Below are 24,144 nucleotides of genomic sequence, written 5' to 3'. Positions count from 1 at the left end.
TCACGGGGCCAACTCGGCCACACAACGGCGCGATCGGCTGAAAAATGCTTGGCCCGGCGGCCGGGTACTCACGTAGGGTCGTTGTCATGGGAACTCTGTGATCGCCCCGCGCACGACCGCGTAGAGCTCTGCTCCGCCGTCGTAGCGCTCATTCGTCCTCACGAATCCGTTCTGTCGGCATGGCCGGGAACAGGGGCTTATCCATGCGTGCGTCACATTTCTCACCCTCCGTACATTCCTCACAGCTTTCCCTGCACGGCGTCACCAAGCGATACGGCGACCGCACCGTGCTCGACCAGGTCTCCTTCAGCCTCGCCCCCGGTGAGAAGGCCGGTGTCGTCGGTGACAACGGGGCCGGGAAGTCCACGCTGCTCCGTCTCCTCGCCGGCGAGGAGCGGCCCGACGCGGGTGAGATGACCGTGGCCGCGCCCGGCGGGACCGGATACCTCGCCCAGACGCTCAACCTCCCTGCGCAGGCCGGCGTCCAGGACGCCGTCGATCTGGCGCTGGCGGAGCTGCGTGCGCTCGAGGCGGTGCTGCGGCGGGCCGAGGCCGCGCTGGCCGAGGCGCCCGAGGGTGCGGCGCTGGAGGATGCACTCGCCGCGTACGCGCGGCTGACCGAGCAGTACGAGGCTCGCGACGGTTACGGCGCCGACGCCCGCGTGGATGCCGCGCTGCACGGGCTCGGTCTGCCGGGGCTGCCTCGGGACCGGCGGCTGGGGACGCTCTCCGGCGGTGAGCGGTCGCGGCTGGCGCTGGCCGCGACGCTGGCCTCCCGGCCGGAGCTGCTGCTGCTCGACGAGCCGACCAACGACCTCGACGACCGGGCTGTCGGCTGGCTGGAGGAGCATCTGCGAACCCATCGCGGCACCGTCGTCGCCGTCACCCACGACAGGGTGTTCCTGGAACGGATCACCACCACGATCCTGGAGGTCGACGGCGGCCGCGTCTCCCGGCACGGCAACGGCTATGCCGGTTACCGTGCCGCCAAGGCCGCCGAACGCCGACGGCGGCAGCAGCAGTACGAAGATTGGCGTGCCGAACTCGACCGCAGCCGTCGGCTGGCCGAGGCAGGCGTCGCCCGTCTGGACGGCATCCCGCGCAAGATGCCTCTGGCCTGCTTCGGGCACGGCGGGTTCCGGGCGCGCGGGCGGGCGCACGGCGCGATGAGCCGTATCCGCAACGCCAAGGAGCGCGTCGAGCGGCTCACCGCGAACCCGGTGACGTCGCCGCCGGACCCGCTGTCCTTCATGGGCCGTATCGCCACCGCGGGCGGGCAGGGCGGGGCGTCGGCCGCGGAGCTCGACGGTGTGGTCGTGGAGGGGCGGCTGTGCCTGCCGGAGTTGCGACTCGATCCGGCCGAGCGGCTGTTGGTCACCGGCCCCAACGGCGCAGGCAAAAGCACCCTGCTGCGAGTCCTGGCCGGGGAACTGCTGCCGGACGCAGGCGCGGTAAGAATTCCCGGGCGAGTGGGGCACCTGCGGCAGGAGGAGTCGCCGTGGGCGCCGGAACTGACCGTGCTGGAGGCGTTCGCCCAAGGACGCACGGGTGACCGGGACGAGCACGCCGACCGGCTGCTGTCACTCGGTCTGTTCGACCCGGGGGCGTTGCGGCTGCGCGTCGGGGAGCTGTCGTACGGGCAGCGGCGCCGGATCGAGCTGGCCCGGCTGGTCAGTGAGCCGGTGGACCTGCTCCTGCTGGACGAGCCCACGAACCACCTCTCGCCGGCGCTCGTGGAGGAACTGGAGGAAGCGCTGGCCGGCTACGCGGGCGCGCTGGTGATGGTCACCCACGACCGTCGAATACGGGCGCGGTTCACCGGCTCCCGGCTGGAACTGCGCGAGGGAGCCGTCGCCGTCGGGCGCTGAACGAGTGAGTGGTCGGCGTCCCAAAGCCGAAGAGGGCGCTGTCAACCGCAGCGCCCTCTTCGGCTTTGGGCTTGCCCCCTGAACGGCTAGCAATAGCAGCCCGTCCGTCCGGCGTCTGAAGGCGATGCCGTTCAGGCCGATAGCGGGGGTCTGGGGGCGCAGCCCCCATCGGGGTGCAGGGGCAGAGCCCCTGGCGGTACTTGGGGCGGAGCCCCAGAAGGATGGGACGGGTAGGGGCGGCGGGGGCGAAAACCACAGCAGGCCGCCCGCCGCCGAGACGGGTCGCGGTCTGCTCAGCGGAACGAGTCCGTAGGCGGATCCGATGCGCCCCCTGATGCTCAATGCCATGTTCCGACGGCACCAGGAGGTCACGCACGATGACGACGGGTGAGGGAGCGCTCGACTCCAAGGGCGCCGGCCGAGGAGGCCGCAGACCGGCCGGCCGGCAAGGCCGGCAGCCCGGCCGCCAGGACTGGTCGTCCTGGCCCCACTACGACGACGCGGCGGCCGGCTTCCGCGGCTACTGGTATCCGGTCACCTGGTCCAGCCACATCACCGGCAAACCGCTCCCGTTCACGATCTGCGGCGAGAAGGTCACGCTGATCCGCGACGGCGGCACGGCATACGCGTTGCACAACCGCTGCCCCCACCGCGGTGTGCCACTGTCCGAGGGCAACCAGCAGTTCCCCGGCACGGTCAGTTGCCCGTACCACGGCTGGACGTTCGACCTGCCCACCGGCAAGCTGTGCGCGGTCATCACCGACGGCCCCGACTGCCGGCTGACCGGCAAGGTCGAGGTGAAGACGTACCCCGTCGAGGAACGCCTCGGCATGGTGTGGGTGTACATCCCCGTCGCCGACGAGGAGCCGCCCCCGATCGACGAGCAGCTTCCCGAGGAGCTCGTCTCCAACGGCTTCGTCATGGGCGGCCGCATCGAACCCCGCGGTGGCAACTGGCGGTTCGCCTGCGAGAACGGCTTCGACGAGGGCCACGCCAAGTACCTGCACCGCACGGCTCTCTGGCGGCTGTTCAAGCCGATGCCGACCTGGAACATCACGAGGATCGTGCCCAAGGGCCGCTGGATCTTCCGGGTGCAGGACGAGGTCCACTGGGATGCCGACTTCCCGGGCGTCGGCCGCTGGTCCAACAAGCGCTGGTGGAAGCTCCAGCCGCCCAAGGAGACCTTCAACATCGGCAACACCGGCAAGGCGGACAAGATCAACCCGACGATCGAGGCCCAGGAGTTCCCCGGCTTCGCGTCCCTGTCGATGCCGGGCGTGCTGCGCATCGCCTACCCCAACTTCATCCACTACGAGTTCTACGTCCCGGTCGACGCGGACAACCACCGCTACGTCGGGGTGATGGTCAACTTCACCGAGGGCTGGCAGACGCTGGGCTTCTACGCCAAGTACCTGGGCGCCATCCGCTGGCTGTTCCACGGCCAGTTCTCCGGCCAGGACGCCTGGATGGTCGACGTCACCGACGCACCCCCGGAGAAGCTCTACCGCCCCGACATCTCGCTGACCGCCTGGCGGAACCTCAGCGAGGAGGAGTACGGCAAGAGGCTCGCCGCGGTGGGCGTCGCCGGACCCGTCAACGAAAAGGCCGCCGGACCCGTCGACGAGCAGAAGGGATGATCATGGGCCGTACCCTGCTCACCCTGCTGGCCGGAGCCGCGATCGCCATCGCGTTCCCCCTGGCCAAGAGGCGCTTCGAGCGCTCCACGATGACCCAGGTCCACAGGATCAACCAATGACCGGCGGTCAGCCGACGGGCCTGGCCGGGCTCGACGACCGACGCAGCGCCTGGGTCCTGGAGGCCTGGCGGTACGTCACCCAGGACCGGCTGCGCGATCTGATCACCGGGCTCGTCGACATCCCGAGCCCGACAGGCGACGAGGGCCCACTCGCCGCGCACATCGCGGACACACTGAAAGCCGCAGGATGCCACGCCACAGTCCAGCCCCTCGACGACCGCCAGGCCAACGCCTGGTCACGGCTCGACGGCGACGGCACCGGCCCCGACCTCATGCTCTACGCGCCCATCGACACCCTGACCGTGGGGGAGGAGAGCGAGGATCTCCCCTGGATCGGCCCGGAGTTGCGCGACGACATGCGCCCGCAGGCCACCGTCTACGACGACCTGGTCGTCGGCCTCGGGGCCTCCAACCCCAAGGGCCACGCCGCCTGCGTGATGATGGCCGTCGAGGCGATCGCCGCCGCCGGGACCCCGCTCACCGGAGATCTGGTCGCCGCGTTCGGGGCGGGCGGCATGCCCACCAACGCCCGGCCGGTGGGCACCCGGCACAACACCGGGCAGGGCGTGGGCTGTTCGTACCTCCTCGAGCAGGGCGTGTGGACCGACTACGCGCTCATCGCCAAGCCAGGCTGGACGGTCTCCTGGGACGAGGTCGGCCTCGCCTGGTTCGAGGTCACCGTCCGCGGCACGCACACCTATGTGGGCTCGCGTCACCGCCTTCCGTACGACAACGCCATCGCCCGCGCCGGCGAGGTTGCCCGGCACCTGGAGGAGTGGTTCGTCGAATACGCCGACCGCCACACGGACGGCACCGTCGCACCGCAGGGCATCGTCTCCTCCGTGCGCGGCGGCTGGCCCCGCATGGCGGCGGTCACCCCGGCTGCCTGCACCCTCAGGGTGGACCTGCGCATCAGCCCCGACACGACCCCGATGCAGGCCAAGCGGGAGTTCGCAGCCGCGTTGGAGGCCATCCGGGACAAGGTTCCCGGACTCGACGTCACCGCCGAGATGATCCTGGCGATCCCCGGAACGCGCACCGATCCGGGCAGCTGGGTCTTCCGCAGTGCGGCGGCCGGCTGGGAGGCCTTCGAGGGACGCGAACACGAGGTGATCCGCGGCAACAGCGGCGCCACCGACGCCAACATCCTGCGCGGCCGTGGCATCCCCACCGTGCGGGTCGGCATGCCGAAGGTCCCGGAAGACGAGGCGCCCTTCGAGATCGACTTCGCCCGGGGGATGAACACCGTCTCCGTACGGGCCATGGAGAAGCTGACGCGTCATCTGGTCCGTACGGCCGTCGACACCGTCACCCGCTCCCGCGCCGAACTGGCCGAACTGAACGAGATGGAAGGAGAGCCGGCATGACCGAGATCGTCCTCGGGGTGGGTGCCTCGCACAGCACGCTGATGAACACCCACTGGGAGGAGACCTTCCACAAGGACCGCGCCGAACGGTTCCGTGACGCACTGCGCTCGGCGCGCGACGAACTCGCCGCGGTCCGCCCCGACACGGTGATCCTGGTCGGCTCCAACCACTTCCGGGGCTTCTGGCTGGACCTCATCCCCAGCTTCACGATCGGCGTGGGGGAGTGCATCGCCAGCGGAGAGTCCGGCACTCCCAAGGGCTCGCAGCCGGTGGATGTGCCGCTGGCCCGGTACATCGCCAACTCCCTTGTGGAAGGCGGACGTTTCGACGTCGCCTTCTCCGCCCGCCTCCAGATCGACCACGGCCAGTCGCACGCGATCCAGTACCTTCTCGACGGCCTGGAAGTGGAGATCGTGCCGCTCGTCGTGAACGTCTTCGCGCCTCCGTTGCCGACCCTTGACCGCTGCGAGCAGCTGGGCCGGGCCATCCGGGACGCCGTGCTCGCGTTCCCCGAGGGCCGCCGCGTCGCCGTCATCGGCTCCGGCGGACTCTCGCACCGGCTGCCCTGGCCGGACTGGCGCCATCCGCAGGGCGACGACGAGGAGTTCATGGTCGGCGCCTGGCTGAACGGCCGGGACGACTGGCAGGACTACGACGCCCGGCGCCGCGAGATCATCCGGGCCGCCGAGGCGGCGCTCAACCCGGAGTTCGACGACGAGTTCCTGTCCCTGGTGGAGCGCGGCCAGACGCACCGCATCACCGAGTACACCACCGAGACGCTGGAGAAGACGGCGGGAAACGGAGCGCAGGAGCTGCGCACCTGGCTGCTCACGGCGGCCCTGCTCGACCACGCACCCGCGCGCCGACTGGCGTACGAGCCCATGCCCGAGTGGCTCACCGGCATGGCCGTCGCCGTCCTCGACCCCGCACGCACCACCCAGGAAAGGCAGCCATGAGCATCTGGACCGAACTGTCGGGCATCGACTACCGGCACGCATACGTCGACGCCGGCGGCATCAAGACCCGCGCGCTGCAGGCGGGCCCCGAGGACGGCGAGCACGTGGTGTTCCTGCACGGCACGACCGGCCACCTGGAGGCGTTCGTACGGAACATCCCGGCGCACGCCGAGCGCTACCGCTGCCACGCCGTCGACATGCTGGGCCACGGATACACCGGCAAGCCGGACCGCCCCGGTGAAATCCCTGCCTACGTCGAGCACGTGATGGCCTACCTCGACGCTGTGGGTGCCGAACGCGTCCACCTGGTCGGCGAGTCGCTGGGCGGATGGGTCTCGTCCTGGGCGGCGAGCGAGTACCCCGACCGGGTCGCCTCCCTGCAACTGCTGTGCATGGGCGGTACGAAGGTCAACCCGACGGTGATGGAGCGGCTGAAGACCTCGACGCGGGCCGCCGCACTGGAGGACGACATCTCCCTCACCCGGGACCGGCTGCGCCTGCTGTGGGCCGAGTGGGACGAGGACCTCGGCGACGAGCTGACACAGGTGCGGTACGAGATCTACCACCAGCCCGAATTCCAGCGGAACCTGCACAACCTGCTGGCCCTTCAGGAGGTCGAGACCCGCGAACGCAACCTGCTCCGGCCGGACCGTATGGCCAGGATCAAGGCTCCCACCCTCGTGGTGTGGGCCAACAAGAACCCGTTCGGGGACGTCCCGGAGGCCGAAGCCATCGCCGCCGCCATCCCCGGCGCACGTCTGGAGATCTTCAACGAGTGCGGGCACTGGCCGCAGCACGAGAAGGCCGACCTCTACAACCCGCTCAGCCTGGCGTTCCTCGCCGAGGCGCGATAGCGGACCCGGGCGGGCCCCCTCCGGCGCCGGGCGCGCCGTCCCGTCCCGCGTTCGCGGTCACCGCGAATTAACAGCCCGGCTCATAGCCATGATCAAGGCAGTCATGGTTCCGTGGAGGGCCAGTTCCAGCCACGTACGCACCGCGTTCTCCGGAAGGCAACGGATTGATCGGGAGGTTCTCCCCATGACCGTCACCTCGGTCGGCCACACCGGCGTCGGACCCGTCGGATCCGCGATTCCTCGCCCTGATCCCGCTCCTGCTCCTTGCCCCGACCCGATGAACTCCGTTCTGGGCAAGGTCAGACCCATTCTGGAGGCGTTCACCGCCGAGGACAGCGCTCTCTCGCTGGCCGAGCTGGTGCGCCGCACCGGGGTGGCCAAGGCGACCGTGCACCGGCTCGCCCAGGAGCTGGTCGTCTGGGGGCTGCTGGAGCGGGCGGGCTGCGATTACCGGCTCGGCCTGCGCCTGTTCGAGATCGGCCAGCGGGTGCACCGGCAGCGGATCCTGCGCGAGGTGGCACAGCCGTACATGGAGGACCTGCTGCTGGCCACGCAGGAGACGATCCACTTCGCCATCCACGACAGCCTCGACGTGGTGTACCTGGAGAAGATCCTGCCGCACCGCGGGCTGAACGAGGAGTCCCGGGTGGCGGGCCGGCTGCCGCTGTACTGCACGGCCACCGGCAAGGCGATCCTGGCCTTCTCCCCGCCCACCCTCTTCGCCGATGTGGTCAGGAACGGGCTGAAACCGTTCACCCGCCACACGGTCACCTCGCCGGGCCGGCTGCGGACCCAGCTGGAGCGGATCCGGGCGGAGGGCATCGCGGTCGAGGCCGAGGAGATCCGCCTGGGCTACACGAGCATGGCCGTACCGGTCTTCGGCAGCCAGTCCACGCTCGTCGGCGCGCTGTCCATCACCGGGCCCACCTACCGCATGGACCCGTCCGGGCACGCCACCGCGCTGCGCACCGCGGCCCTGGGAATCAGCCGGTCGCTGCGGTGACCGCGCTACTGGACGAGGTGCTCTCCCGGGCCCGGAAGCTGATCGGGGCGTGGGAGAGCGAGGACTGCGGCTTGCTGAGCGTGAAGGACTTCTGCCGGTACGCCGCCGCACTCAACGACATGGGCTACGTCCGCCGGGCCCGCGCCCAGGAGGCGGCCGGTGAGCAGGTCGTCGCCCCCGCCCTGTTCCTGGCCGGGACGCTGAGCTGGGAGGACGGCCCGGCCGAGGACGAACTGCGCCCGGACGGGCTGGCCGTACGGGAGTCGCCCTGCACCCAGGGCCTGCCGGTACGACAGGTGCACGGCGGGCAGTCGGTCCGACTGGGCCGCCCACTGGTCGCGGGCACCCGCGTCACCGCCGCGCGCGCGGTCACCTCGGCCGACCAACGGCGCGGCAGGTCGGGCGAGTTCGTGCTGCTCGGTGTCACCACCCGCTTCACCGCTGAGGACGGAGAGGACCTTATGACCGTGGACGAGACGATCGTCGTCCTGGACGGCGTGCTGGAGGGCCTCCCGGGCGCGAAGAGCGCCGAGAAGGGCGATGAGCAGAGCGGTGCCGCCGCATGACGCCGGCCCTCGTCGCCGGGCAGGTCTGCCCGCCGCGCGTGTACGCGCACAGCAGGGTGCAGCTGTTCCGGTTCGGCGCAGTGTCGTGGAACTCCCATCGCATCCACTACGACGCCGAGTTCGCCGCCTCGGAGGGCTTCCCGGACGTGGTCGTCCAGTCCACCCTGCACGGCGAGACGCTCAGCCGGTATGCGCTGGAGTGGGCCGGGCCGGAAGCCCGCCTGGAGTCCGTGAGCTGGCGCAACCGGGCGACCGCCGTGGCCGGCGAGAAGCTCACCTGGACCGCGACGGTGCGCACGACCGAGCCCTGCGACGAGGGAGTGAGGGTGACGCTCGACGTCTCCGTCCTCAAGGACGGCGGCACTCCCTGCGTCACAGGGCACGTCGGACTCACTTGGCGTTCTGCTCGTACCAGCCCTTCAGCAGAGAGGTCCCGAGGTCCGGCGACTTCTTGATCAGCTTCTGGGCGATGAGGAAGTCGACGATCTTCTTCGACTCGGCGACATCCGTGTCGTTGATGCCGCGGGCGGCGAAGGTGATCTCCGGCAGTACCTTCTTCGTCTGCGCCACGGGGAGTTTGACCTGCTGGTTGGAGGCCTTCGCCGCGGCGTCGACGTCGTCGGTGACGAGCTTGTCCGCGGCGGCCACCACCTTGAAGATCTTGCCGGCGGCCTCTTCGTTGTCCTTGAGCCAGCTCTGGTCGGCCAGCAGCCACTGCTTGTACGTCACCCCGAAGTCACCGATGCGCCCGGCGATGTGACCGCCCTCCGCGTCGCCCTTCGCGGCCCACGGTTCGAACAGGACGTACGCGTCGATCGAGCCCTGCTGCAGCATGCCCGGGATCTCCGGCGGCGAACTCTGCGGGATCTTCACCGACTTCGGATCGATTCCGTTGTGCCGCAGATACTGGTGCGTCGCATACAGGCCGAGCCCGCCGATCGACGCCATGGTCTTGATCTGCTTCGGGGAGTCGATGCCGTCGCGCAGGACGACCTTGAGGTAGCGGTCGGAGGACTGGAAGACGCCGAGAGCCCGCAGATCGGGATTGCTGACCATCAGCGGCAGGGCGGTGGAGTCGGCGTTGGCCGCGATCTGCGCCGTGCCCGCGGACACCGCCTCGGAGGCCGCCGGACCGCCCTCGGTCTTCACCAACTCGACGTTGACGCCCGCCTTCTTGAACATGCCGCGCTCCATGGCCAGATAGAACGGGGCGTACGAGGCGTCGACACCGAGGGCGACGCGTACCGTCGGCTGCCCCGCCGACGACACCCCCGCCGAGTCCGTCGTACCTGCCGTGCAGGCCGTGGTGAGGACCAGCGCCGCGCAGGCGGCGGTCATGGTGCTGAGCCTGATCCCGGATCGTGGTTTTCTGGCCGTGTACATGTGTGCCCTCCCATGGCGGGAAATCGTCGGACGCAGACCATCCCAGTGCCGCCCGGGCGGGCATAAGCGAAACGTCTTGCTCACCGGACCGAACTCATTGGGCGGGATCAGAGCCGTCCATACGCTCCCGGAGCATGAGCGTACTTTCCGACGTGCCGGTGAGCACGGAAGAGTCGCGCCGGATCGAGACCGACGTCCTGATCATCGGCGCCGGGCCCGCGGGCCTCTACGGCACCTACTACGCGGGCTTCCGCGGTCTCCGGGTGGCGGTCATGGACGTCCTGCCCCAGTGCGGCGGCCAGATCAGCGCGATGTACCCGGAAAAGCCCATCTTCGACATCGCCGGGTTCCCGTCGGTGCGCGGCCGCGACCTGGTCGACAACCTGGTCGCACAGGCCGAGCCGTACGGGCCCGTCTACCTTCTCGGCCATCGCGCGGTCGAGCTCTCCCACGACGCGGACGGACGTCCCGTCGTACGCAGCGACCAGGGGACCACGGTCCACGCCGGAGCCGTCGTCATCACCGGGGGAGTGGGGACGTTCACCCCCAGACCCCTCCCGGCGGGCGACGCCTACCTCGGCCGTGGCCAGGTCTACTTCGTACCGGACCCCGCCGACCACGCCGGCCACGACGTGGTGGTCGTCGGCGGCGGCGACAGCGCCTTCGACTGGGCGGCGATGCTCGCCCCCCTCGCCCGGTCCGTCAAGCTCGTCCACCGCACCAGCCGGTTCCGCGCCCATGGCGCGACGGTGGAGAAGGTCCGCGCCCTCGGCATCGAGATCATCACCGACTCCGAGGTGAGCGCGCTGCACGGCTCCACGCTCCTGGAGCAGGCGGAGATCCGGCACCGCGTCGACAAGAGCACCCGCCTCCTGAAGGCACAGACCGTCGTCGCGGCCCTCGGCTTCACGGCCGACCTCGGCCCGCTCAAGGACTGGGGCCTGACCCTCCAAGCCCGGCACATCGCCGTGGACACCCGGATGGCCACGAACATCCCCCGCGTGTTCGCCGCGGGCGACATCACCGACTACCCGGGCAAGGTGCGCCTCATCGCCGTCGGCTTCGGCGAGGTCGCCACCGCTGTGAACAACGCCGCCACCGTCATCGACCCGGAGGCCCAGCTGTTCCCCGGGCATTCCACCGAGAAGGAGAACTGAGATGACGTACGTCATCGGGTCGGCCTGTGTCGACATCATGGACCGGTCCTGCGTCGAGGAATGCCCCGTCGACTGCATCTACGAAGGCGCCCGCAAGCTCTACATCAACCCGACGGAGTGCATCGACTGCGGAGCCTGCGAGGTCGCCTGCCCCGAGCAGGCGATCACCGTCGACCGGCGCGCCGAGCCCGAACACCGCGAGGACAACAAGCAGTTCTTCGAGGTGGTGCTGCCCGGCCGGGCGGAGCCGCTGGGGACACCGGGCGGTGCGAGCGGGGTGGGTCCCGTCGACGCCGAGTCGCCTCTGCTGTCCAAGTCGTCCGGGGCGAGCTCATGACCGCCCCCGAGGTGATCAAGGCCGCGGACACTCTTGTCGAAGCGGGTCGCACGGGTACGGCCTGCCCGCCGGTGCGTTCACTCCTCGCCGAGGGCGATGTCGAGACCGCGTACGCCGTGCAGCGGGTGAACGTCGAGCGTGGCGTGGCCGCCGGGCGGCGCGTCGTGGGCCGGAAGATCGGGCTGACGTCACCGGCCGTGCAGGCCCAACTGGGCGTGGACCAGCCGGACTTCGGGGCACTGTTCGCGGACATGGCGGTCCCGGAGGGCGGCCGGGTGGCGGCTGGGCGGCTGCTGCAGCCGAAAGTGGAGGCGGAGGTTGCCCTGGTCCTGGGCGCGGATCTGCCGCACCGCGAGTGCACGGTGGCCGATGTGCTGCGGGCGACCGACTTCGCGCTTCCCGCGCTGGAGATCGTGGACAGCCGCATCGCCGACTGGGACATCAGCCTCGTGGACACCGTCGCGGACAACGCCTCCAGCGGCCTGTTCGTGCTCGGCGGTACGCCGGTGCCGCTGATGGGCCTGGATCTGCGCGGCGTGCGGATGACGATGACCCGCGGCGGTGAGCCGGTCTCCGAGGGAACCGGTGCCGACTGCCTCGGCGGCCCGCTGAACGCGGCCGTCTGGCTGGCCTCGACGCTGGCGGGCATGGGGGATCCGCTGCGGGCCGGGGATGTGGTGCTGACCGGGGCGCTGGGGCCGATGGCCGTGGCGACGCCCGGAGATCGGTTCGAGGCGCGTATCAGTCAACTGGGCCGGGTGGCGGTCGAGTTCGCGAGGGAGGGAGACAGGTCGTGAGTATCCGCACCAAGGTGGCCGTGATCGGCTCGGGCAACATCGGCACCGACCTCATGATCAAGGTGCTGCGGCTGTCGGAGAGCCTGGAGATGGCGGCGATGGCCGGTATCGACCCGGACTCCGACGGCTTGGCGCGCGCCCGCCGCCTGAAGGTCGCCACCACCCACGAGGGCGTGGACGGGCTGGTCACCATGGACGAGTTCGCAGACGTGCAGATCGTCTTCGACGCCACCTCGGCCGGTGCCCACCGCCGCCATGACGAGGTGCTGCGCGGTCTCGGACGCACGGTGGTCGACCTGACCCCGGCCGCCCTCGGCCCGTACGTGGTGCCGCCGGTCAACGCAGACGCCCACCTGGACAGCCCGAACGTCAACATGGTCACCTGCGGCGGGCAGGCCACCATCCCGATCGTGGCCGCGGTCTCGGCCGTCACCCCCGTGCACTACGGGGAGATCGTCGCCTCCATCGCCTCCCGCTCGGCGGGGCCGGGCACGCGGGCGAACATCGACGAGTTCACCGAGACCACCGCGTCCGCGATCGAGAAGGTGGGTGGCGCGGCCCGCGGCAAGGCGATCATCGTCCTCAACCCCGCCGAACCACCGCTGATCATGCGGGACACGGTGCACTGTCTTGTCTCCGAGTGCGACGAGGAAGCCGTCACCGCTTCCGTCGAGGCCATGGTCGGGCGGGTCCAGGCATACGTGCCCGGCTACCGGCTCAAGCAGAAGGTGCAGTTCGAGAGGGTCGCCGCCGACGACCCGCTGCGCACGCTGGTGCCGGCCGGCACCGCACCGCTGAAGGTCTCGGTGTTCCTGGAGGTGGAGGGCGCCGCCCACTACCTGCCCGCCTACGCCGGCAACCTCGACATCATGACCTCGGCCGCGCTGCGCACCGCGGAACGCCTGGCCGCCCACCGCACCCGTGAGGTGACCGCCCGATGACCCCGGCCCTGTACCTCCAGGACGTGACGCTGCGGGACGGCATGCACGCCATCCGGCACCGCTACACCGTCGACCAGGCCCGCACCATCGCCACCGCCCTGGACACCGCCGGCGTCGCCGCGATCGAGATCGCGCACGGCGACGGCCTCGCGGGCTCCAGCATCACCTACGGCGTCGGAGCCCACACCGACTGGGAATGGATCGAAGCGGTCACCGACGCGGTACGGCAGGCGACTCCGACCACCTTGCTGCTGCCCGGCATCGGCACCGTCCACGACCTCAAACAAGCCCACGCCCTCGGCATCCGCTCCGTCCGCATCGCCACGCACTGCACCGAGGCCGACATCGCCGCCCAACACATCGCCGCCGCACGGGAGTTGGGCATGGATGTGGCCGGGTTCCTGATGATGTCCCACATGGCGGAGCCCGCCGAACTCGCCCGCCAGGCGAAGCTGATGGAGTCCTACGGCGCGCACTGCGTATACGTCACCGACTCCGGCGGCCGGCTCACCATGGACGGCGTACGGGACCGCTTCCGCGCCTACCGCGACGTCCTCGACCCCGGCACCGAACTCGGCATCCACGCCCACCACAACCTGGCCCTGGGGGTGGCCAACAGCGTGGTCGCCGTCGAGCACGGCTGCACCCGCGTCGACGCCTCGCTGGCCGGGCAGGGCGCCGGCGCCGGAAACTGCCCGCTGGAGGCGTTCATCGCGGTCGCCGACCTGATGGGCTGGCAGCACGGCTGCGAACTGTTCCCGCTGATGGATGCCGCCGACGACCTCGTACGCCCCCTCCAGGACCGCCCCGTTCGCGTCGACCGCGAAACCCTCAGCCTCGGCTATGCCGGGGTGTACTCCAGCTTCCTGCGCCACGCCGAGAGCGCCGCCGCCCGCTACGGCCTGGACACCCGCGCCATCCTCGTGGAGGTCGGACGCCGCGGAATGGTCGGCGGCCAGGAAGACATGATCACCGACATCGCCCTCGACCTGGCGGCAACTGGGGAGCGGGCGTGAGTGCACGGATCCCGCTGCGTATCGGGATCCGCGTCCCGCCCTGCGACCGCGCGGACCGCGTCGTCGAGACCGTACGACGAGCGGAGCAACTCGGTTTCGACGACGTCTGGTTCCCGGACTCCCAGCTGCTGTGGCGGGACGTCTTCACCACCCTGACCGCCGCCGCCCTGGGCACCGAGCAGATCGGCCTCGGCACAGCGGTGACCAACCTGGCGACCCGCCACCCGGCCGTCGTCGCGTCAGCGGCCCGCAGCGTCGCCGAACTCGCCCCCGGCCCCTTCACGCTCGGCCTGGGCGTGGGCAACAGCTCGGTCGGTCCCATCGGCCTGCGCCAGACCACCTCGGCGGCGATGCGCGAGGGACTCGGCATGCTGCGAACGCTCCTGGACGGCAACGAATGGGACTTCGAGGGCAGGGTCCGCTCCCGACTGCGTGATCCGCAGCCCCAAGTACCCCTGCACCTGGCCGCGAGCGGACCGAAGAACCTGCGGCTCGCCGGTGAGATCGCCGACGGCGTGATCCTCCTCAGCGGTGTCTCGCCGAGGACGTTGAACGGCGCCACCGCCCGCGTACGGGAGGGCGCCGAGGCCGCCGGCCGGAACGCCGACGACATCCCTCTGACCGTCTCCGCGTTCTGCGCGGTGACCGACGACATCGAGGCCGAAGCCCGGCTGCTCAAACCCATCTGCGCCTCGATCGCGCAGAACGGCGGAGCGCCCTTCCTCGCCCTCGCCGGGATCGAGGTCGACGTACCCGCGAGGATCGAAGGCATCTACCCGGACCTCGTGCACGCGGAGGACTGGGACCGGGCCGTCGAGATCTGCTCGGCATGGATCAGCGACGAGAGCGCCCTCCAGTTCGCCCGGGAATTCTGCCTGTTCGGCACCGCCGAGCAGATCACCGAACGCCTCCGCGCCCTGCACACCACCGGAGTCACCGGGGTCTTCCTCCAGCACGTCGGCTCCTACGACCCGCCCACCGAACTGATCGAAGCCGTCGGCGCCTCGGTGCTGCCGGCGCTCTCCCGTCCCGCCTCCCCTCCCACTCCAGCGAAGGCAGGTCACCGATGACGCCCACCCTGCGCAAGGGCTATGTGCCCAGCCCCTTCGGGCAGTTGCACTATGCCGAATGCGGCACCGGCGAGCCCGTACTGATGCTCCACCAGACCCCGCGCTCCTGGACCGAATACCTCGACGTACTGCCCCTGGTAGGCGCCGAACACCGGGCGATCGCCATGGACACCCTGGGCTTCGGCGCCTCCGCGAAACCCGAGGGGCAGCACTCGATCGAGCGGTTCGCGGACGCCGCCGACGCCCTGATCGAGGCGCTGGAGCTGGACCGCTTCCATCTCGTCGGGCACCACACGGGCGGGGTGATCGCGGTCGAACTCGCTGCCCGCCACCAGGACCGGGTCGCGAGCCTCCTGCTGTCCGCGACCTCCTTCGTCGACGAGGAGAAACGGCGTACGGCAGCCACGCGCAAACCAGTCGACCACGTCGACCCGAAACCCGACGGCTCGCACCTGCTGGAGCTGTGGAACCGGCGCCGAGGCTTCTACCAGGAAGGAGAGGAGGCCGCGCTCAACCGGTTCATGGTCGACGCGCTGACCGTCCTCGACCGGGTGGAGGAGGGCCACGAGGCGGTGCGGCGCTACGTGATGGACGAACGTCTGCCCCACATCACCGCCCGGACCCTCGCGGTCTGCGCCTCTGGCGACCACTACTCGCTGCCCTCCCTGGAGAAGTTCGCCGCCGCCCTCGGCTGCGAGACCCGTGTCCTGTCCGGCGGCCATGTCCCGGCCCTGGAACAACTGCCCGAGGAACTGTCGAAGGTCGTCCGGGAATGGGTGGCGGCGGCGTAACCCGGTCACTTGAGGCCGGGACACGGTCACTTGAGACCGATGTGCGCTCCCGGCCCGAGCGGCAGATCGAATCCGTAGAAGATTCCCAGGACCACAAGCCACAGCACCATGAACGGCACCACGAAGACGGCGAGCCGGGAGATCAGGGTGCCGAGCCTGGCCTCAGGCTCGTACTGGCGGAGCATGGCCAGGATGAGGAAGACGTACGGGTTCATCGGGGTGATGGCGCCCGTCGCGGAGTCGCCGATGCGGAAGGCCGCCTGGCTGAGCGCCGGGCTCATGCCCATCAGCATGAACGCGGGGACGAAGACGGGGCCGACGAGGGACCACAGGGCCGAGCCGGAGACGATGAAGAGGTTGAGGCAGGAGGCCAGCAGGACGAACACGACGATCGCCCAGAAGCCGGTCACTCCCATGGAGTTGAACAGCGCGGCGGCCTTCACCGCCAGCAGCACCCCGACGTTGGACCAGGTGAACAGCGCGATGACCTGCGCGGCCACGAACATCATGACGATGTAGCCGGACATGTTCTTCACCGAGTCGGTCACGGCGGTCACCGCGTCCTCGGTGCTGGTGACCTTCTTGACCGTGATGCCGTAGGTGAGTCCCGCCAGCAGGAAGGCCCCGAAGAGGACCGGGACGATGCCGCTGAGGAGCGGCGAGGGCACGAAGGCCCCGCCCTGACCGCGCAGCGGAGCGCCGGGCGGCAGCCACAGGGCGAGGACTCCGCCGAGGTAGAGCAGGACGACCAGACCGGTGTAGAGGAGACCTCGGCGCTGGACGGGCGTGAGGGCGAGGCTGCGCTGCTCGGGCTCGTCGGCGGAGGGCTCGTACGTGCCCAGCCGAGGCTCAAGGACGCGGCTGATCAGGAATCCGCCGAGCAGGGCGAGGACGATGCTGCTCGCCGCGGTGAAGAAGTAGTTGATCAGCAGATGGATGTCGAGTCCGTCGGCGGCAGGGAGCACCGAGGCCGCCTGCTGGGTGATCCCGACGTACAGGGCGTCGAGCGAGCCGATGGTGAAGCCGGCGGAGTACCCCGCCGTCACGCAGGCGAAGCCGCCGATGAGACCCGCGACGGGATGACGTCCGGCGCTCTTGAAGACCAGAGCGGCCAGCGGCGGCAGCACGATCGCGGCGACGTCGCTCATCATGTGCGCCTGGCTGGCGATGAGCGCCACCGCGTACGGCAGCACGGCCCGCGGCACCCGGGCCAGCGTGGCCCGCATCAGGGTCTCCAGCAAGCCCACCTTCTCCGCGAGCCCGACCACCATGATCAGGACCAGTACGGCACCGATCGGCGGGAAGGTCGCGAAGTTGGGGATCAGGTTCTCCACCAGCCAGCGCAGACCCTCGCCGGTGAACAGCCCGGCGATCGGCTTGGTGTCGTCGGTGCCGGGGACGTCGACGGAGACATCGGTCAGGGCGAGGGCGGTGGAGACGAGGCCCAGGATCACGAAGAGCGAGGCGAACAGGACGATCGGGTTGGGCAGGGCGTTGCCCGCCCGCTCGATCAGCGAGAGCACCCGGTCGAGGGCGCCGCGCCGCTCGGGGTCCGGGGATTTGCTGTCCGGCGTGGGGAGGCCGGTCAATGAGGAGGACATCAGGGCTGCCTTCCGGTCGGGGCCGCTGGGAGCAGGTCCTTGCGGATCACGCCGTCCTGGACGACGCAGACGATGTTGGCGGGATCGCCGAGGACGCCGATGTCCGTGAGCGGATCGCCGTCGCAGATGACGAGATCGGCGGTTCGGCCGGCCGTGAGCGTGCCCAACTGGTCGGCGACACCGAGGAGTTCCGCGGAGGTGCGGGTACCGGCGACGATGGCGGCCATCGGGTCCATGCCCAGGTCCACCAGATAGCTGAGCTCCATCAGGTTCACACCGTGCGGACCGACCGCGGCGTCGGTGCCCAGCGCGATCCGCGCGCCGTACCCGATGGCCCGGGCGATGTTCTCCTTGGTCAGCCCGGACCAGCGGACCTTCTTCTGGTAGTGGTAGTCCGGCATCGTGTCCTTGTTGATGCCTGCGTACACGGTGGACAGCGTCGGTACGACGAAGGTGCCGCGCTCGCCCGCCATCTCCAGGGCCCGCTCGTCCAGGCCGTAGCCGTGCTCGATGCTGGTGACACCGCCCCGGATGGCGTTGACGATGCCCGCGTTGCCCTGGGCGTGCGCGGCGACCGGCTTGCCCCCGTGCCGCCGGGCCTCGTCCACCACGGCCCGGATCTCCTCCTCCAGGAGGCCCTCGTCATCGGGCTGGTCGTACGGGCTGCCCATGCCGCCCGTGGCGCAGATCTTCACCAGGTCGGCGCCGTCCCGCAGGACACGGCGCACGGCGAGCCGGGCCGCGTCGGCCGTGTCCGCGATCTCCGACATGCCCGCGCTCAGATCGGTGCCGTCGGGCAGGCGTACGTCGGCATGGCCGCCGGTGTGGCTGATGATCCGTACGGCCGTGTGCAGGCGCGGGCCCACGATCCGGCCGGTCTCGACGGCCGTGCGGTAGCCCGCGGACAGACCGCCCACGTCACGGGCCGTGGTGATGCCCGCGTCGAGGGTCTGCCGCATCCGTGTGGCCGTGTCCAAGGTGACCAGAACGGGGTCGAGTTCGGCGCGCCGACCGGGCGGCGAGCCCTGCGCGTAGGCGAGATGGACGTGGCAGTCGAAGAACCCGGGCAGTACCGTGCGGCCCCCGGCGTCGATGGTCTGCGTCGGGGTGGTGTCCTCGGGCTCCGTCGCGGCGGGGCCGGCGTAGGTGATGGTTCCCTCTGCGTCGATGACAACGACCGCGTCGTCCACGGGAGTTGCCCCCGTGCCGTCGATGAGCCGGGCGTTGCGGACGCGCAGGGCGGTCCTTGTGGTCTCCTGCTTCGTGGCATCCGTCATGGTGGGCGGAATCACTCCTCCGGTCTCGGGAAACAAGCGAATGGAGTGTGGAATGCAGAAGAAAACGCCGTGTCACAGTGCAGCATTCGGCCTCGATCCCGCTGAACCGCGCAGGAATGCGCCGCCCGGAGGAGCGCAGGATCGTGCCACTCGGGAACCGGACGAGATGGACGAGCTGGACCGTGCCATCGTGCACGCGCTGCAGATCCGCCCCCGGGCCTCCTGGACGCTGATCGGCGACGTGCTCGGCGTCAACCCTGTGACGGCGGCCCGGCGTTGGCGGCGCCTGGAAGAGGCAGGTCTGGCCTGGGTGACGGCCTATCCACGGCTGTCCGACTCCCGGATCGTGGTGAGCGGGGTGGTGGAGGTCGACACGGAGCCCGGCGCGGCTCAGGACGTGGCCCAGGCCCTCGCGACGGAGTCCGCCGTGGCGAACCTCAAGCTCATGGCGGGCGGCCGCGACCTGGTGGCCACGGTGCACGCCCGGGACCTCAACGAACTCGCCTGCCTCACCACGTACTTGTTCCAGACGACACCGGGTGTACGGGCCACCCGTACCCATGTGTCGACGGGCGTGCCCACCGAGGGCAGCCGTTGGAGGCTGCGCAGCCTGGACTCGCTCCAGTGCGCCAGGATCGAGGCGGCCCTGCCCGCGCCACCCGCAGCGGTCGAGCCCACAGGATGGGACGGCCTCGACGTGCGGCTCATGGAACTGCTGGGCACCGACGGCCGGATGTCCCTGCGCGAACTGGCGGCGGCGACCGAAGCGGGCCTGACAACGGTCCGCCGCAGACTCCACTCGCTGCTCGCCTCACGGGTGAGCCTGCGCTGCGACCTGGCCCGCCCGCTGTCCGGCTGGCCGCTGTCCGCGGTGTACTTCGCGTCCGTACCCGGCCAGTACCTGGCGGAGACCGTCCGGGTGCTGGCCGGTGTGCGGGAGGTCCGGTCGTGCGCGATCACGGCGGGACCCCACAACCTCGTCATCGACGTCTGGCTGCGTGAGCTGGCCGACGTCCACACCTTCGAGGCACACCTCTCCCGGCGGCTGCCCCGCCTGGCCATCGGCGACCGGTCCGTGGTCCTGCGCACGGTCAAGCACATGGGCCGGCTGCTGGACAGCGACGGCCGCTGCGTGGGCGTCGTACCGCTGCGGAACCCGCACGGCCCTGAGCCGTCCGCCTCAAGCCCGGACCTCTGGGTGGGATAGCGGGAGCCCGTACACGCGGCAGGCGTTGTCGCGCCCTATCCACCCGCTGATCCGGAGCGCGTCGGGCAGGCTCAGTTCGTCGGCGTCCACCCGGTCCTGGAGCAGCCCCGCCAGTCCGTGCCGGAAGGCGAGGGCGCCGAGATGGTAGAACTCCGCGACTCCGTAGGCGTCGGAGCTGTAGAGCAGTTTGCGGAACGGGGTGATCTCCAGCGCCTCCTCCAGGATCGCCCGGGCCCGCGCGGGGCCGACGTAGTGCAGGGTGAGGCCGACGTCGAGGTACACCTGCTCGAAGACCGTCGCCAGGTAAGCGGCCTGGCGCTGATAGGGCCAGCAGTGCAGGAGCAGTACGGGAATGGTGCCGGAGGCCAGGTGCAGCCAGTCGGTCAGCAGGGTCGGATCCACCCGGTGCATCCGGATGTCGCTGTCCCCGAAGCCGGTGTGCAGCTGGAGCGGCAGCCCGAGGTCCACGGCGGTCCACAGCAAGTGCCGTGCGAGGACCGGGTCGTCCAGCCGGCCGCCGCGGGCGAGCCACCGCCGGGCCGCCTCGGTGACCTCCGCGTCCGAGGGGCGAACCGGGTCCAGGCCGAAGCCGGTGCGGTAGGCGGCCACCGACTTCACCGCGACGACGCCCGGCCGCCGTACGGCATCCCACGCCGCCGCCCGGAAGGCGTCCGCGTACGCGTCCGGCTCGACCCCCTCGGCCGCCACTGCCTCGGCGACGCTCTCCAGCCGTACGACCTCGTACGCGGCCCCGCCCACGACCTCGGCCAGCTCCCGCGGCGCGGTGAGGCGATCCGGGGCGAACCCGGTGTCCACACAGAAGACGTCCGTGCCCGCGGCGGCGAGAAAGCGCCGGTCGACCTCGCGCCGGCCCAGTTCGGCCCGCCGGGCGAGGTACTCCTCGGGCGGCGCGTGGCGCGGAAGGTCCAGCAGGGGAGCGCAGTGGCGGCGGACGGCCACGCCCACCGGGCTGTCGAAGGGCGAGATCCCGGGCCAGGTCCCGCCCTCGGTGATCAGCGACTCGAAGCCCTCGCGGTCCGGGTCGGCGGCGGTGACACCATGGCAGTGGTGATCCACCAACCGCAGTGCGGCAAGCGTCTCTTGGACGGGTCCGGCGCTCATGTCAGTACTTCCAGCGGTACGCGGCTGCCACCTGCCCGTCGTCCAGCCCGGCCACGGCCGCGATCTCGCCGAGGCGCACGGCGATCACGGCGTCGGCCAGGACCGGTCCCAGCGCGGCGCGGAGCAGCTCGTCCTTGCGGAACTCCTCGACGGCCTCGTCCAGCGACGTCGGCAGTCGGCGTACGCCCCGGGTCGCCGCCTCCTCGGCGCCGAACCGCGCGGGATCTCCGGTGATCTCGTCGGGCAGGGCGGCGGACGACTCCAGGCCGTCGAGTCCGGTGGCGACGAGGCAGCCGAGCGCGAGATACGGGTTGGCGGCGAGGTCGACGGGCTTCACCTCCAGGTTCGCCGCCTGGTCGCGATGGCCCGCCGTGCCGGTGATGACGCGGACCGCGGATTCGCGGGTCTCGCGGCCCCAGGCGGTGAACACCCCTGCCCACTGCGAGGGTTTGAGCCGCAGATAGCTGGCCGGGCTCGGCGCGGTCACGGCCGTCAGCGCCGGCAGATGCGCGAGCAGGCCGGCGGCGAACGACTCCGCCTCGGCCGTCATGCCGTACCGGCCCTCGCCGCCGGAGTGCAGGTTTCTCCCCTCGCGCCAGGCGGAGAGATGGACATGGCCGCCGTTGCCGACGCCCTCGGCGAAGACGGCCGGGGCGAACGAGACCTTGAGGCCGTGCCGCTGTGACACCGCCCGGATGGTCTGCCGCACCAGCACGCTGCGGTCGGCCGCGGCCACCGGGTCGAGCGCGCCCACCGAGATCTCGAACTGACCGGCCGCGTACTCGGGGTGGAGCTGGTCGACGTCGACGCCCTGGGCGGCCAGTGCGGCCATCAACTCGGCGGTGCAGTCGCTCAGTTCGACCTGCCGGGTGGCGCCATAGGCCGGGCCCGACACCGCGGGCACGAAGTCGTCGCCGGGGGCTGATCCCTGTCCGACCGCCCACTCGATCTCGATGCCCGCCTGGAACGAGATCCCGTGCCGCTGTGCGGCGTCGGCGACGATCCGGCGCAGAAAGGTGCGCCCGCACCCCGGATGCCGCTCGCCCTCCTGGGTGACCCGGTCCACCGGGGCCCATGCCCAGCCGGGCTGCCCGGACAGGACGACCAGGTGATCGAGATCGGGGTAGAGGCGAAGATCGCCGTCCGGTGAGCCGAGTACGTCGGTGGAGACAACGGAGTCGTTCGCCAGGAACGTGTCGAACACCGGCGACATACCGACACCCCACGCGGCGGCCGAGGCGAGCTTGGCCGTCGGGATCGTCTTCACCCGGCCGATGCCCGCGGTGTCGACATAGGCGAGGACGATGCCGTGCACACCCCGCCCGGTCAGCTCCGCGCTCAGGGCGGTGGCCCGCTCGACGTCGCCCGGGCGCCCGCCCGGGACGGGATCGGCAAGGGTGGTCATATGTCCTCCTCGGCGAGGTTGATCCGATCCTCACGCGGATACCGCACCCGGACAACTCCCCCTGGCCGGCCTGAGGTATGGTCCCCACCGGTCAGTAACAAAACCGAACGGTTGCCCGCCGTTACGGAGAGTGTCGGAGGGCCGCAACGCGATGGAATCCCAGTTTGATGACGGCGCATCCGTGGACCTGGACGACACACGGCTCGAGGCGCTGAACCCGCAGCCACTGCTGACCCGGGACTACGAGACGCGCCCCGCCCTCGTCTACGAACGGCTGAGGCAGCAGCACGGCCCCGTCGCGCCCGTCGATCTGCTCGGTGTGCCCGCCTGGCTGGTGCTGGGATATCGCGAGTCCCTCCAGGTGCTCCAGGACGACGACGGCTGGCCGAAGGGGCTGGAGAACTGGCGTGCCCGTACCGAGGGCAGGGTTCCCGCCGACTGGCCGCTCGGTCCCTCCCTCGAGGTCAACCACGTACTGATCCAGGGCGGTTCGGGGTACCGGACGCTGCGGAGCGCGTGGGACGCGGCGCTCAAGCCGTTCCAGGACCCGCGCCACCCTCAGGCGAAGCGCCTCAGGACGGCCGTCACCGCGTACGCCGACGAACTGATCACCCTCATCGCCCAGGGCGGCAGCACGGGTGTGGCGGACCTGTCCGCGCAGTTCTCGCGACCGCTGCCGCTGATGGTGGCCAGCCATCTGCTGGGCTTCCCCGGCTCGCAGGGCGACGACGCCCTGATGGACATGTGGCGCGTACTGGACGCGGGCCCCGACGCAGAACCCGCGCTGGAGCGGCTGCTGGAGACGCTGGCCGAACTCGCGGCGGCGAAGCTGAAGGAACCGGGGGACGACTTCCCCTCGTACCTGCTGGCGGCGCACCCGGATCTCTCGCTCGACGAACTGGCCCGCGAGCTGTTCATGCTGCTCGGCATGACGTCCGACCACGTCGGCATCCTCGTCTCCAACACCGTGGTCGAAGTGGTCGCGGGCGAGGGCGGTGTACGGGCCAGCCTGTCCGCCGGAATGGTCAGGGAGGCCATGAACCGGGCGGTCATGCGCAAGCCGCCGCTGGTGAACTTCGTGCCGAGGTTCGCCGCCAAGGACACTCCGCTCGGCAACTACACGATCCGCGCGGGCGACCCGGTGTGGGTCTCCTCGGCCGCCGCACACGCCGACCCTCTCTTCGCCGGGCATGTGGCGGGGAGCACCACGATCAGCACCCGGGCCCACCTCTCGTGGGGCGCGGGCCGCCGCCAGTGCCCGGCCCGGGAGCTGGCCTCCACCGTGGCGGCGGTGGGCGTGAGCCGCCTCTTCGAACGGTTCTCCGACCTGGACCTCGCCCTCCCGGCCGACCAACTCCCTTGGCGCTCCTCCCCGTTCATGCGCGGCCTGCGCTCCCTGCCCGTACGGTACGAACTCGCCTCACCGGCCGAGCAGCCGGCGCCCGCCGCTCCTGAACCGGAGGCGGCCGGACCGGTGGTGCCGGACCCGTCCGCCCGGCAACGCTCATCGCTCTGGCGGTACCTGACGGGGCTGATCCGCGCGGGCCGTTGATGCCCCGAGCCGGACTCGCTGCGGGTGGTTGTGGTCCCAACCGGCATGATCGGCGCCGTACATGGCGCCGCACGCCCCCTCCTCGGCCTCGGCTCGGTCGGCTCGCCGATGAGATCGA

22 protein-coding genes are annotated in these 24,144 nt (G+C 70.7%); 17 read left to right on the top strand and 5 right to left on the bottom strand.

Annotation, left to right across the window (positions count from 1 at the left end):
* Positions 1-203 precede the first annotated feature (203 nt).
* The 8 genes from ACGFNK_RS19615 to ACGFNK_RS19580 all read left to right on the top strand — a co-directional run bounded on the left by ACGFNK_RS19615 (position 204) and on the right by ACGFNK_RS19580 (position 8,825).
* Positions 204-1,868: a TlrC/CarA/OleB/SrmB family ABC-F type ribosomal protection protein gene (locus ACGFNK_RS19615; RefSeq protein WP_393417438.1), complete on the top strand. Its 1,665-nt coding sequence runs from the start codon at positions 204-206 to the stop codon at positions 1,866-1,868.
* 377 nt (positions 1,869-2,245) lie between these two features.
* The gene (locus tag ACGFNK_RS19610; protein ID WP_393417436.1) at positions 2,246-3,505 is read left to right on the top strand and encodes a Rieske 2Fe-2S domain-containing protein; all 1,260 of its coding nucleotides are present in this window, start codon (positions 2,246-2,248) and stop codon (positions 3,503-3,505) included.
* 115 nt (positions 3,506-3,620) lie between these two features.
* Positions 3,621-4,991, top strand: a complete 1,371-nt coding sequence (locus ACGFNK_RS19605; RefSeq protein ID WP_393417434.1) for a M20 family metallopeptidase — start codon at positions 3,621-3,623, stop codon at positions 4,989-4,991.
* A complete protein-coding gene (locus ACGFNK_RS19600; RefSeq protein ID WP_393417432.1) occupies positions 4,988-5,947 on the top strand; it encodes a catechol 1,2-dioxygenase in 960 nt (319 codons plus the stop codon). The genes ACGFNK_RS19605 and ACGFNK_RS19600 overlap by 4 nt, the downstream gene beginning before the upstream one ends.
* Complete coding sequence (locus ACGFNK_RS19595) at positions 5,944-6,801, top strand: alpha/beta fold hydrolase (RefSeq protein WP_393417430.1); 858 nt, start codon at positions 5,944-5,946, stop codon at positions 6,799-6,801. The genes ACGFNK_RS19600 and ACGFNK_RS19595 overlap by 4 nt, the downstream gene beginning before the upstream one ends.
* Positions 6,802-6,985: 184 nt before the next feature.
* Positions 6,986-7,804, top strand: a complete 819-nt coding sequence (locus ACGFNK_RS19590; protein ID WP_393417428.1) for an IclR family transcriptional regulator — start codon at positions 6,986-6,988, stop codon at positions 7,802-7,804.
* Entirely contained in the window at positions 7,801-8,370 is a 570-nt protein-coding gene (locus ACGFNK_RS19585) for a MaoC family dehydratase N-terminal domain-containing protein (RefSeq protein WP_393417426.1), read from the top strand. The genes ACGFNK_RS19590 and ACGFNK_RS19585 overlap by 4 nt, the downstream gene beginning before the upstream one ends.
* Positions 8,367-8,825, top strand: a complete 459-nt coding sequence (locus tag ACGFNK_RS19580; protein ID WP_393417424.1) for an acyl dehydratase — start codon at positions 8,367-8,369, stop codon at positions 8,823-8,825. Before ACGFNK_RS19585 ends, ACGFNK_RS19580 begins: the two co-directional genes overlap by 4 nt.
* Here the strand turns inward: ACGFNK_RS19580 and ACGFNK_RS19575 are convergent.
* The gene (locus tag ACGFNK_RS19575; RefSeq protein ID WP_393417422.1) at positions 8,761-9,708 is read right to left on the bottom strand and encodes an ABC transporter substrate-binding protein; all 948 of its coding nucleotides are present in this window, start codon (positions 9,706-9,708) and stop codon (positions 8,761-8,763) included. The two genes, ACGFNK_RS19580 and ACGFNK_RS19575, sit on opposite strands and share 65 nt — an antisense overlap.
* A 179-nt stretch (positions 9,709-9,887) precedes the next feature.
* Between ACGFNK_RS19575 and ACGFNK_RS19570 the strand changes: the two genes are divergently transcribed.
* Genes ACGFNK_RS19570 through ACGFNK_RS19540 form a run of 7 tightly spaced genes read left to right on the top strand, consistent with a single transcriptional unit; the run spans position 9,888 to position 15,862 of the window.
* Positions 9,888-10,910, top strand: a complete 1,023-nt coding sequence (locus ACGFNK_RS19570; protein WP_393417420.1) for an NAD(P)/FAD-dependent oxidoreductase — start codon at positions 9,888-9,890, stop codon at positions 10,908-10,910.
* Between the two features lies 1 nt (position 10,911).
* Positions 10,912-11,247 (top strand): ferredoxin, encoded by a 336-nt coding sequence (gene fdxA / locus ACGFNK_RS19565; protein ID WP_393417418.1) that lies wholly within the window; start codon positions 10,912-10,914, stop codon positions 11,245-11,247.
* The gene (gene mhpD, locus ACGFNK_RS19560) at positions 11,244-12,044 is read left to right on the top strand and encodes a 2-keto-4-pentenoate hydratase (RefSeq protein WP_393417416.1); all 801 of its coding nucleotides are present in this window, start codon (positions 11,244-11,246) and stop codon (positions 12,042-12,044) included. The genes fdxA and mhpD overlap by 4 nt, the downstream gene beginning before the upstream one ends.
* Positions 12,045-12,046: 2 nt before the next feature.
* On the top strand, positions 12,047-12,985 hold the full coding sequence (locus tag ACGFNK_RS19555) for an acetaldehyde dehydrogenase (acetylating) (RefSeq protein ID WP_393417690.1): 939 nt from the start codon (positions 12,047-12,049) through the stop codon (positions 12,983-12,985).
* Entirely contained in the window at positions 12,982-14,001 is a 1,020-nt protein-coding gene (gene dmpG / locus ACGFNK_RS19550; RefSeq protein ID WP_393417413.1) for a 4-hydroxy-2-oxovalerate aldolase, read from the top strand. Before ACGFNK_RS19555 ends, dmpG begins: the two co-directional genes overlap by 4 nt.
* The gene (locus ACGFNK_RS19545; protein WP_393417411.1) at positions 13,998-15,071 is read left to right on the top strand and encodes an LLM class flavin-dependent oxidoreductase; all 1,074 of its coding nucleotides are present in this window, start codon (positions 13,998-14,000) and stop codon (positions 15,069-15,071) included. Before dmpG ends, ACGFNK_RS19545 begins: the two co-directional genes overlap by 4 nt.
* On the top strand, positions 15,068-15,862 hold the full coding sequence (locus ACGFNK_RS19540) for an alpha/beta fold hydrolase (RefSeq protein ID WP_393417409.1): 795 nt from the start codon (positions 15,068-15,070) through the stop codon (positions 15,860-15,862). The genes ACGFNK_RS19545 and ACGFNK_RS19540 overlap by 4 nt, the downstream gene beginning before the upstream one ends.
* A gap of 26 nt (positions 15,863-15,888) precedes the next feature.
* On the opposite strand, the gene ACGFNK_RS19535 is transcribed toward ACGFNK_RS19540, so the two are convergent.
* Positions 15,889-17,463, bottom strand: a complete 1,575-nt coding sequence (locus tag ACGFNK_RS19535) for an AbgT family transporter (protein WP_393417407.1) — start codon at positions 17,461-17,463, stop codon at positions 15,889-15,891.
* Positions 17,463-18,740, bottom strand: a complete 1,278-nt coding sequence (locus ACGFNK_RS19530; RefSeq protein ID WP_393417405.1) for an amidohydrolase family protein — start codon at positions 18,738-18,740, stop codon at positions 17,463-17,465. The genes ACGFNK_RS19535 and ACGFNK_RS19530 overlap by 1 nt, the downstream gene beginning before the upstream one ends.
* Positions 18,741-18,906: 166 nt before the next feature.
* Here ACGFNK_RS19530 and ACGFNK_RS19525 point away from each other — a divergent pair, with 166 nt between their 5' ends.
* A complete protein-coding gene (locus tag ACGFNK_RS19525; RefSeq protein WP_393417403.1) occupies positions 18,907-19,947 on the top strand; it encodes an Lrp/AsnC family transcriptional regulator in 1,041 nt (346 codons plus the stop codon).
* Here ACGFNK_RS19525 and ACGFNK_RS19520 read toward each other — a convergent pair.
* Positions 19,921-21,069, bottom strand: coding sequence for an amidohydrolase family protein (locus ACGFNK_RS19520; RefSeq protein WP_393417402.1), 1,149 nt, complete (start codon positions 21,067-21,069; stop codon positions 19,921-19,923). The two genes, ACGFNK_RS19525 and ACGFNK_RS19520, sit on opposite strands and share 27 nt — an antisense overlap.
* Position 21,070: 1 nt before the next feature.
* Positions 21,071-22,474 carry a glutamine synthetase family protein gene (locus ACGFNK_RS19515; protein WP_393417400.1) on the bottom strand — a complete coding sequence of 468 codons (1,404 nt, stop codon included), beginning with the start codon at positions 22,472-22,474 and terminating at the stop codon, positions 21,071-21,073.
* A gap of 151 nt (positions 22,475-22,625) precedes the next feature.
* Here ACGFNK_RS19515 and ACGFNK_RS19510 point away from each other — a divergent pair, with 151 nt between their 5' ends.
* Positions 22,626-24,026 (top strand): cytochrome, encoded by a 1,401-nt coding sequence (locus ACGFNK_RS19510; RefSeq protein ID WP_393417398.1) that lies wholly within the window; start codon positions 22,626-22,628, stop codon positions 24,024-24,026.
* Positions 24,027-24,144: the final 118 nt, after the last annotated feature.

It is taken from the genome of Streptomyces sp. NPDC048825 (assembly GCF_043198355.1).
Lineage (GTDB): Bacteria > Actinomycetota > Actinomycetes > Streptomycetales > Streptomycetaceae > Streptomyces > Streptomyces xiangluensis.
Note: the sequence above shows the minus strand (reverse complement) of the source record. Positions and strands in the feature narration are given on the sequence as shown.

Excerpts from the sequence above, each read along its gene's own strand:
- ACGFNK_RS19600 (WP_393417432.1), top strand. The coding sequence starts at position 4,988 with ATGACCGAGATCGTCCTCGGGGTGGGTGCCTCGCACAGCACGCTGATG.
- ACGFNK_RS19615 (WP_393417438.1), top strand. The coding sequence starts at position 204 with ATGCGTGCGTCACATTTCTCACCCTCCGTACATTCCTCACAGCTTTCC.
- ACGFNK_RS19575 (WP_393417422.1), bottom strand. The coding sequence starts at position 9,708 with ATGACCGCCGCCTGCGCGGCGCTGGTCCTCACCACGGCCTGCACGGCA.
- mhpD (WP_393417416.1), top strand. The coding sequence starts at position 11,244 with ATGACCGCCCCCGAGGTGATCAAGGCCGCGGACACTCTTGTCGAAGCG.
- ACGFNK_RS19570 (WP_393417420.1), top strand. The coding sequence starts at position 9,888 with ATGAGCGTACTTTCCGACGTGCCGGTGAGCACGGAAGAGTCGCGCCGG.
- ACGFNK_RS19605 (WP_393417434.1), top strand. The coding sequence starts at position 3,621 with ATGACCGGCGGTCAGCCGACGGGCCTGGCCGGGCTCGACGACCGACGC.
- ACGFNK_RS19525 (WP_393417403.1), top strand. The coding sequence starts at position 18,907 with ATGGACGAGCTGGACCGTGCCATCGTGCACGCGCTGCAGATCCGCCCC.
- ACGFNK_RS19610 (WP_393417436.1), top strand. The coding sequence starts at position 2,246 with ATGACGACGGGTGAGGGAGCGCTCGACTCCAAGGGCGCCGGCCGAGGA.
- ACGFNK_RS19580 (WP_393417424.1), top strand. The coding sequence starts at position 8,367 with ATGACGCCGGCCCTCGTCGCCGGGCAGGTCTGCCCGCCGCGCGTGTAC.
- fdxA (WP_393417418.1), top strand. The coding sequence starts at position 10,912 with ATGACGTACGTCATCGGGTCGGCCTGTGTCGACATCATGGACCGGTCC.
- ACGFNK_RS19595 (WP_393417430.1), top strand. The coding sequence starts at position 5,944 with ATGAGCATCTGGACCGAACTGTCGGGCATCGACTACCGGCACGCATAC.
- ACGFNK_RS19590 (WP_393417428.1), top strand. The coding sequence starts at position 6,986 with ATGACCGTCACCTCGGTCGGCCACACCGGCGTCGGACCCGTCGGATCC.
- ACGFNK_RS19515 (WP_393417400.1), bottom strand. The coding sequence starts at position 22,474 with ATGACCACCCTTGCCGATCCCGTCCCGGGCGGGCGCCCGGGCGACGTC.
- ACGFNK_RS19510 (WP_393417398.1), top strand. The coding sequence starts at position 22,626 with ATGGAATCCCAGTTTGATGACGGCGCATCCGTGGACCTGGACGACACA.
- ACGFNK_RS19520 (WP_393417402.1), bottom strand. The coding sequence starts at position 21,069 with ATGAGCGCCGGACCCGTCCAAGAGACGCTTGCCGCACTGCGGTTGGTG.
- dmpG (WP_393417413.1), top strand. The coding sequence starts at position 12,982 with ATGACCCCGGCCCTGTACCTCCAGGACGTGACGCTGCGGGACGGCATG.
- ACGFNK_RS19540 (WP_393417409.1), top strand. The coding sequence starts at position 15,068 with ATGACGCCCACCCTGCGCAAGGGCTATGTGCCCAGCCCCTTCGGGCAG.
- ACGFNK_RS19530 (WP_393417405.1), bottom strand. The coding sequence starts at position 18,740 with ATGACGGATGCCACGAAGCAGGAGACCACAAGGACCGCCCTGCGCGTC.
- ACGFNK_RS19535 (WP_393417407.1), bottom strand. The coding sequence starts at position 17,463 with ATGTCCTCCTCATTGACCGGCCTCCCCACGCCGGACAGCAAATCCCCG.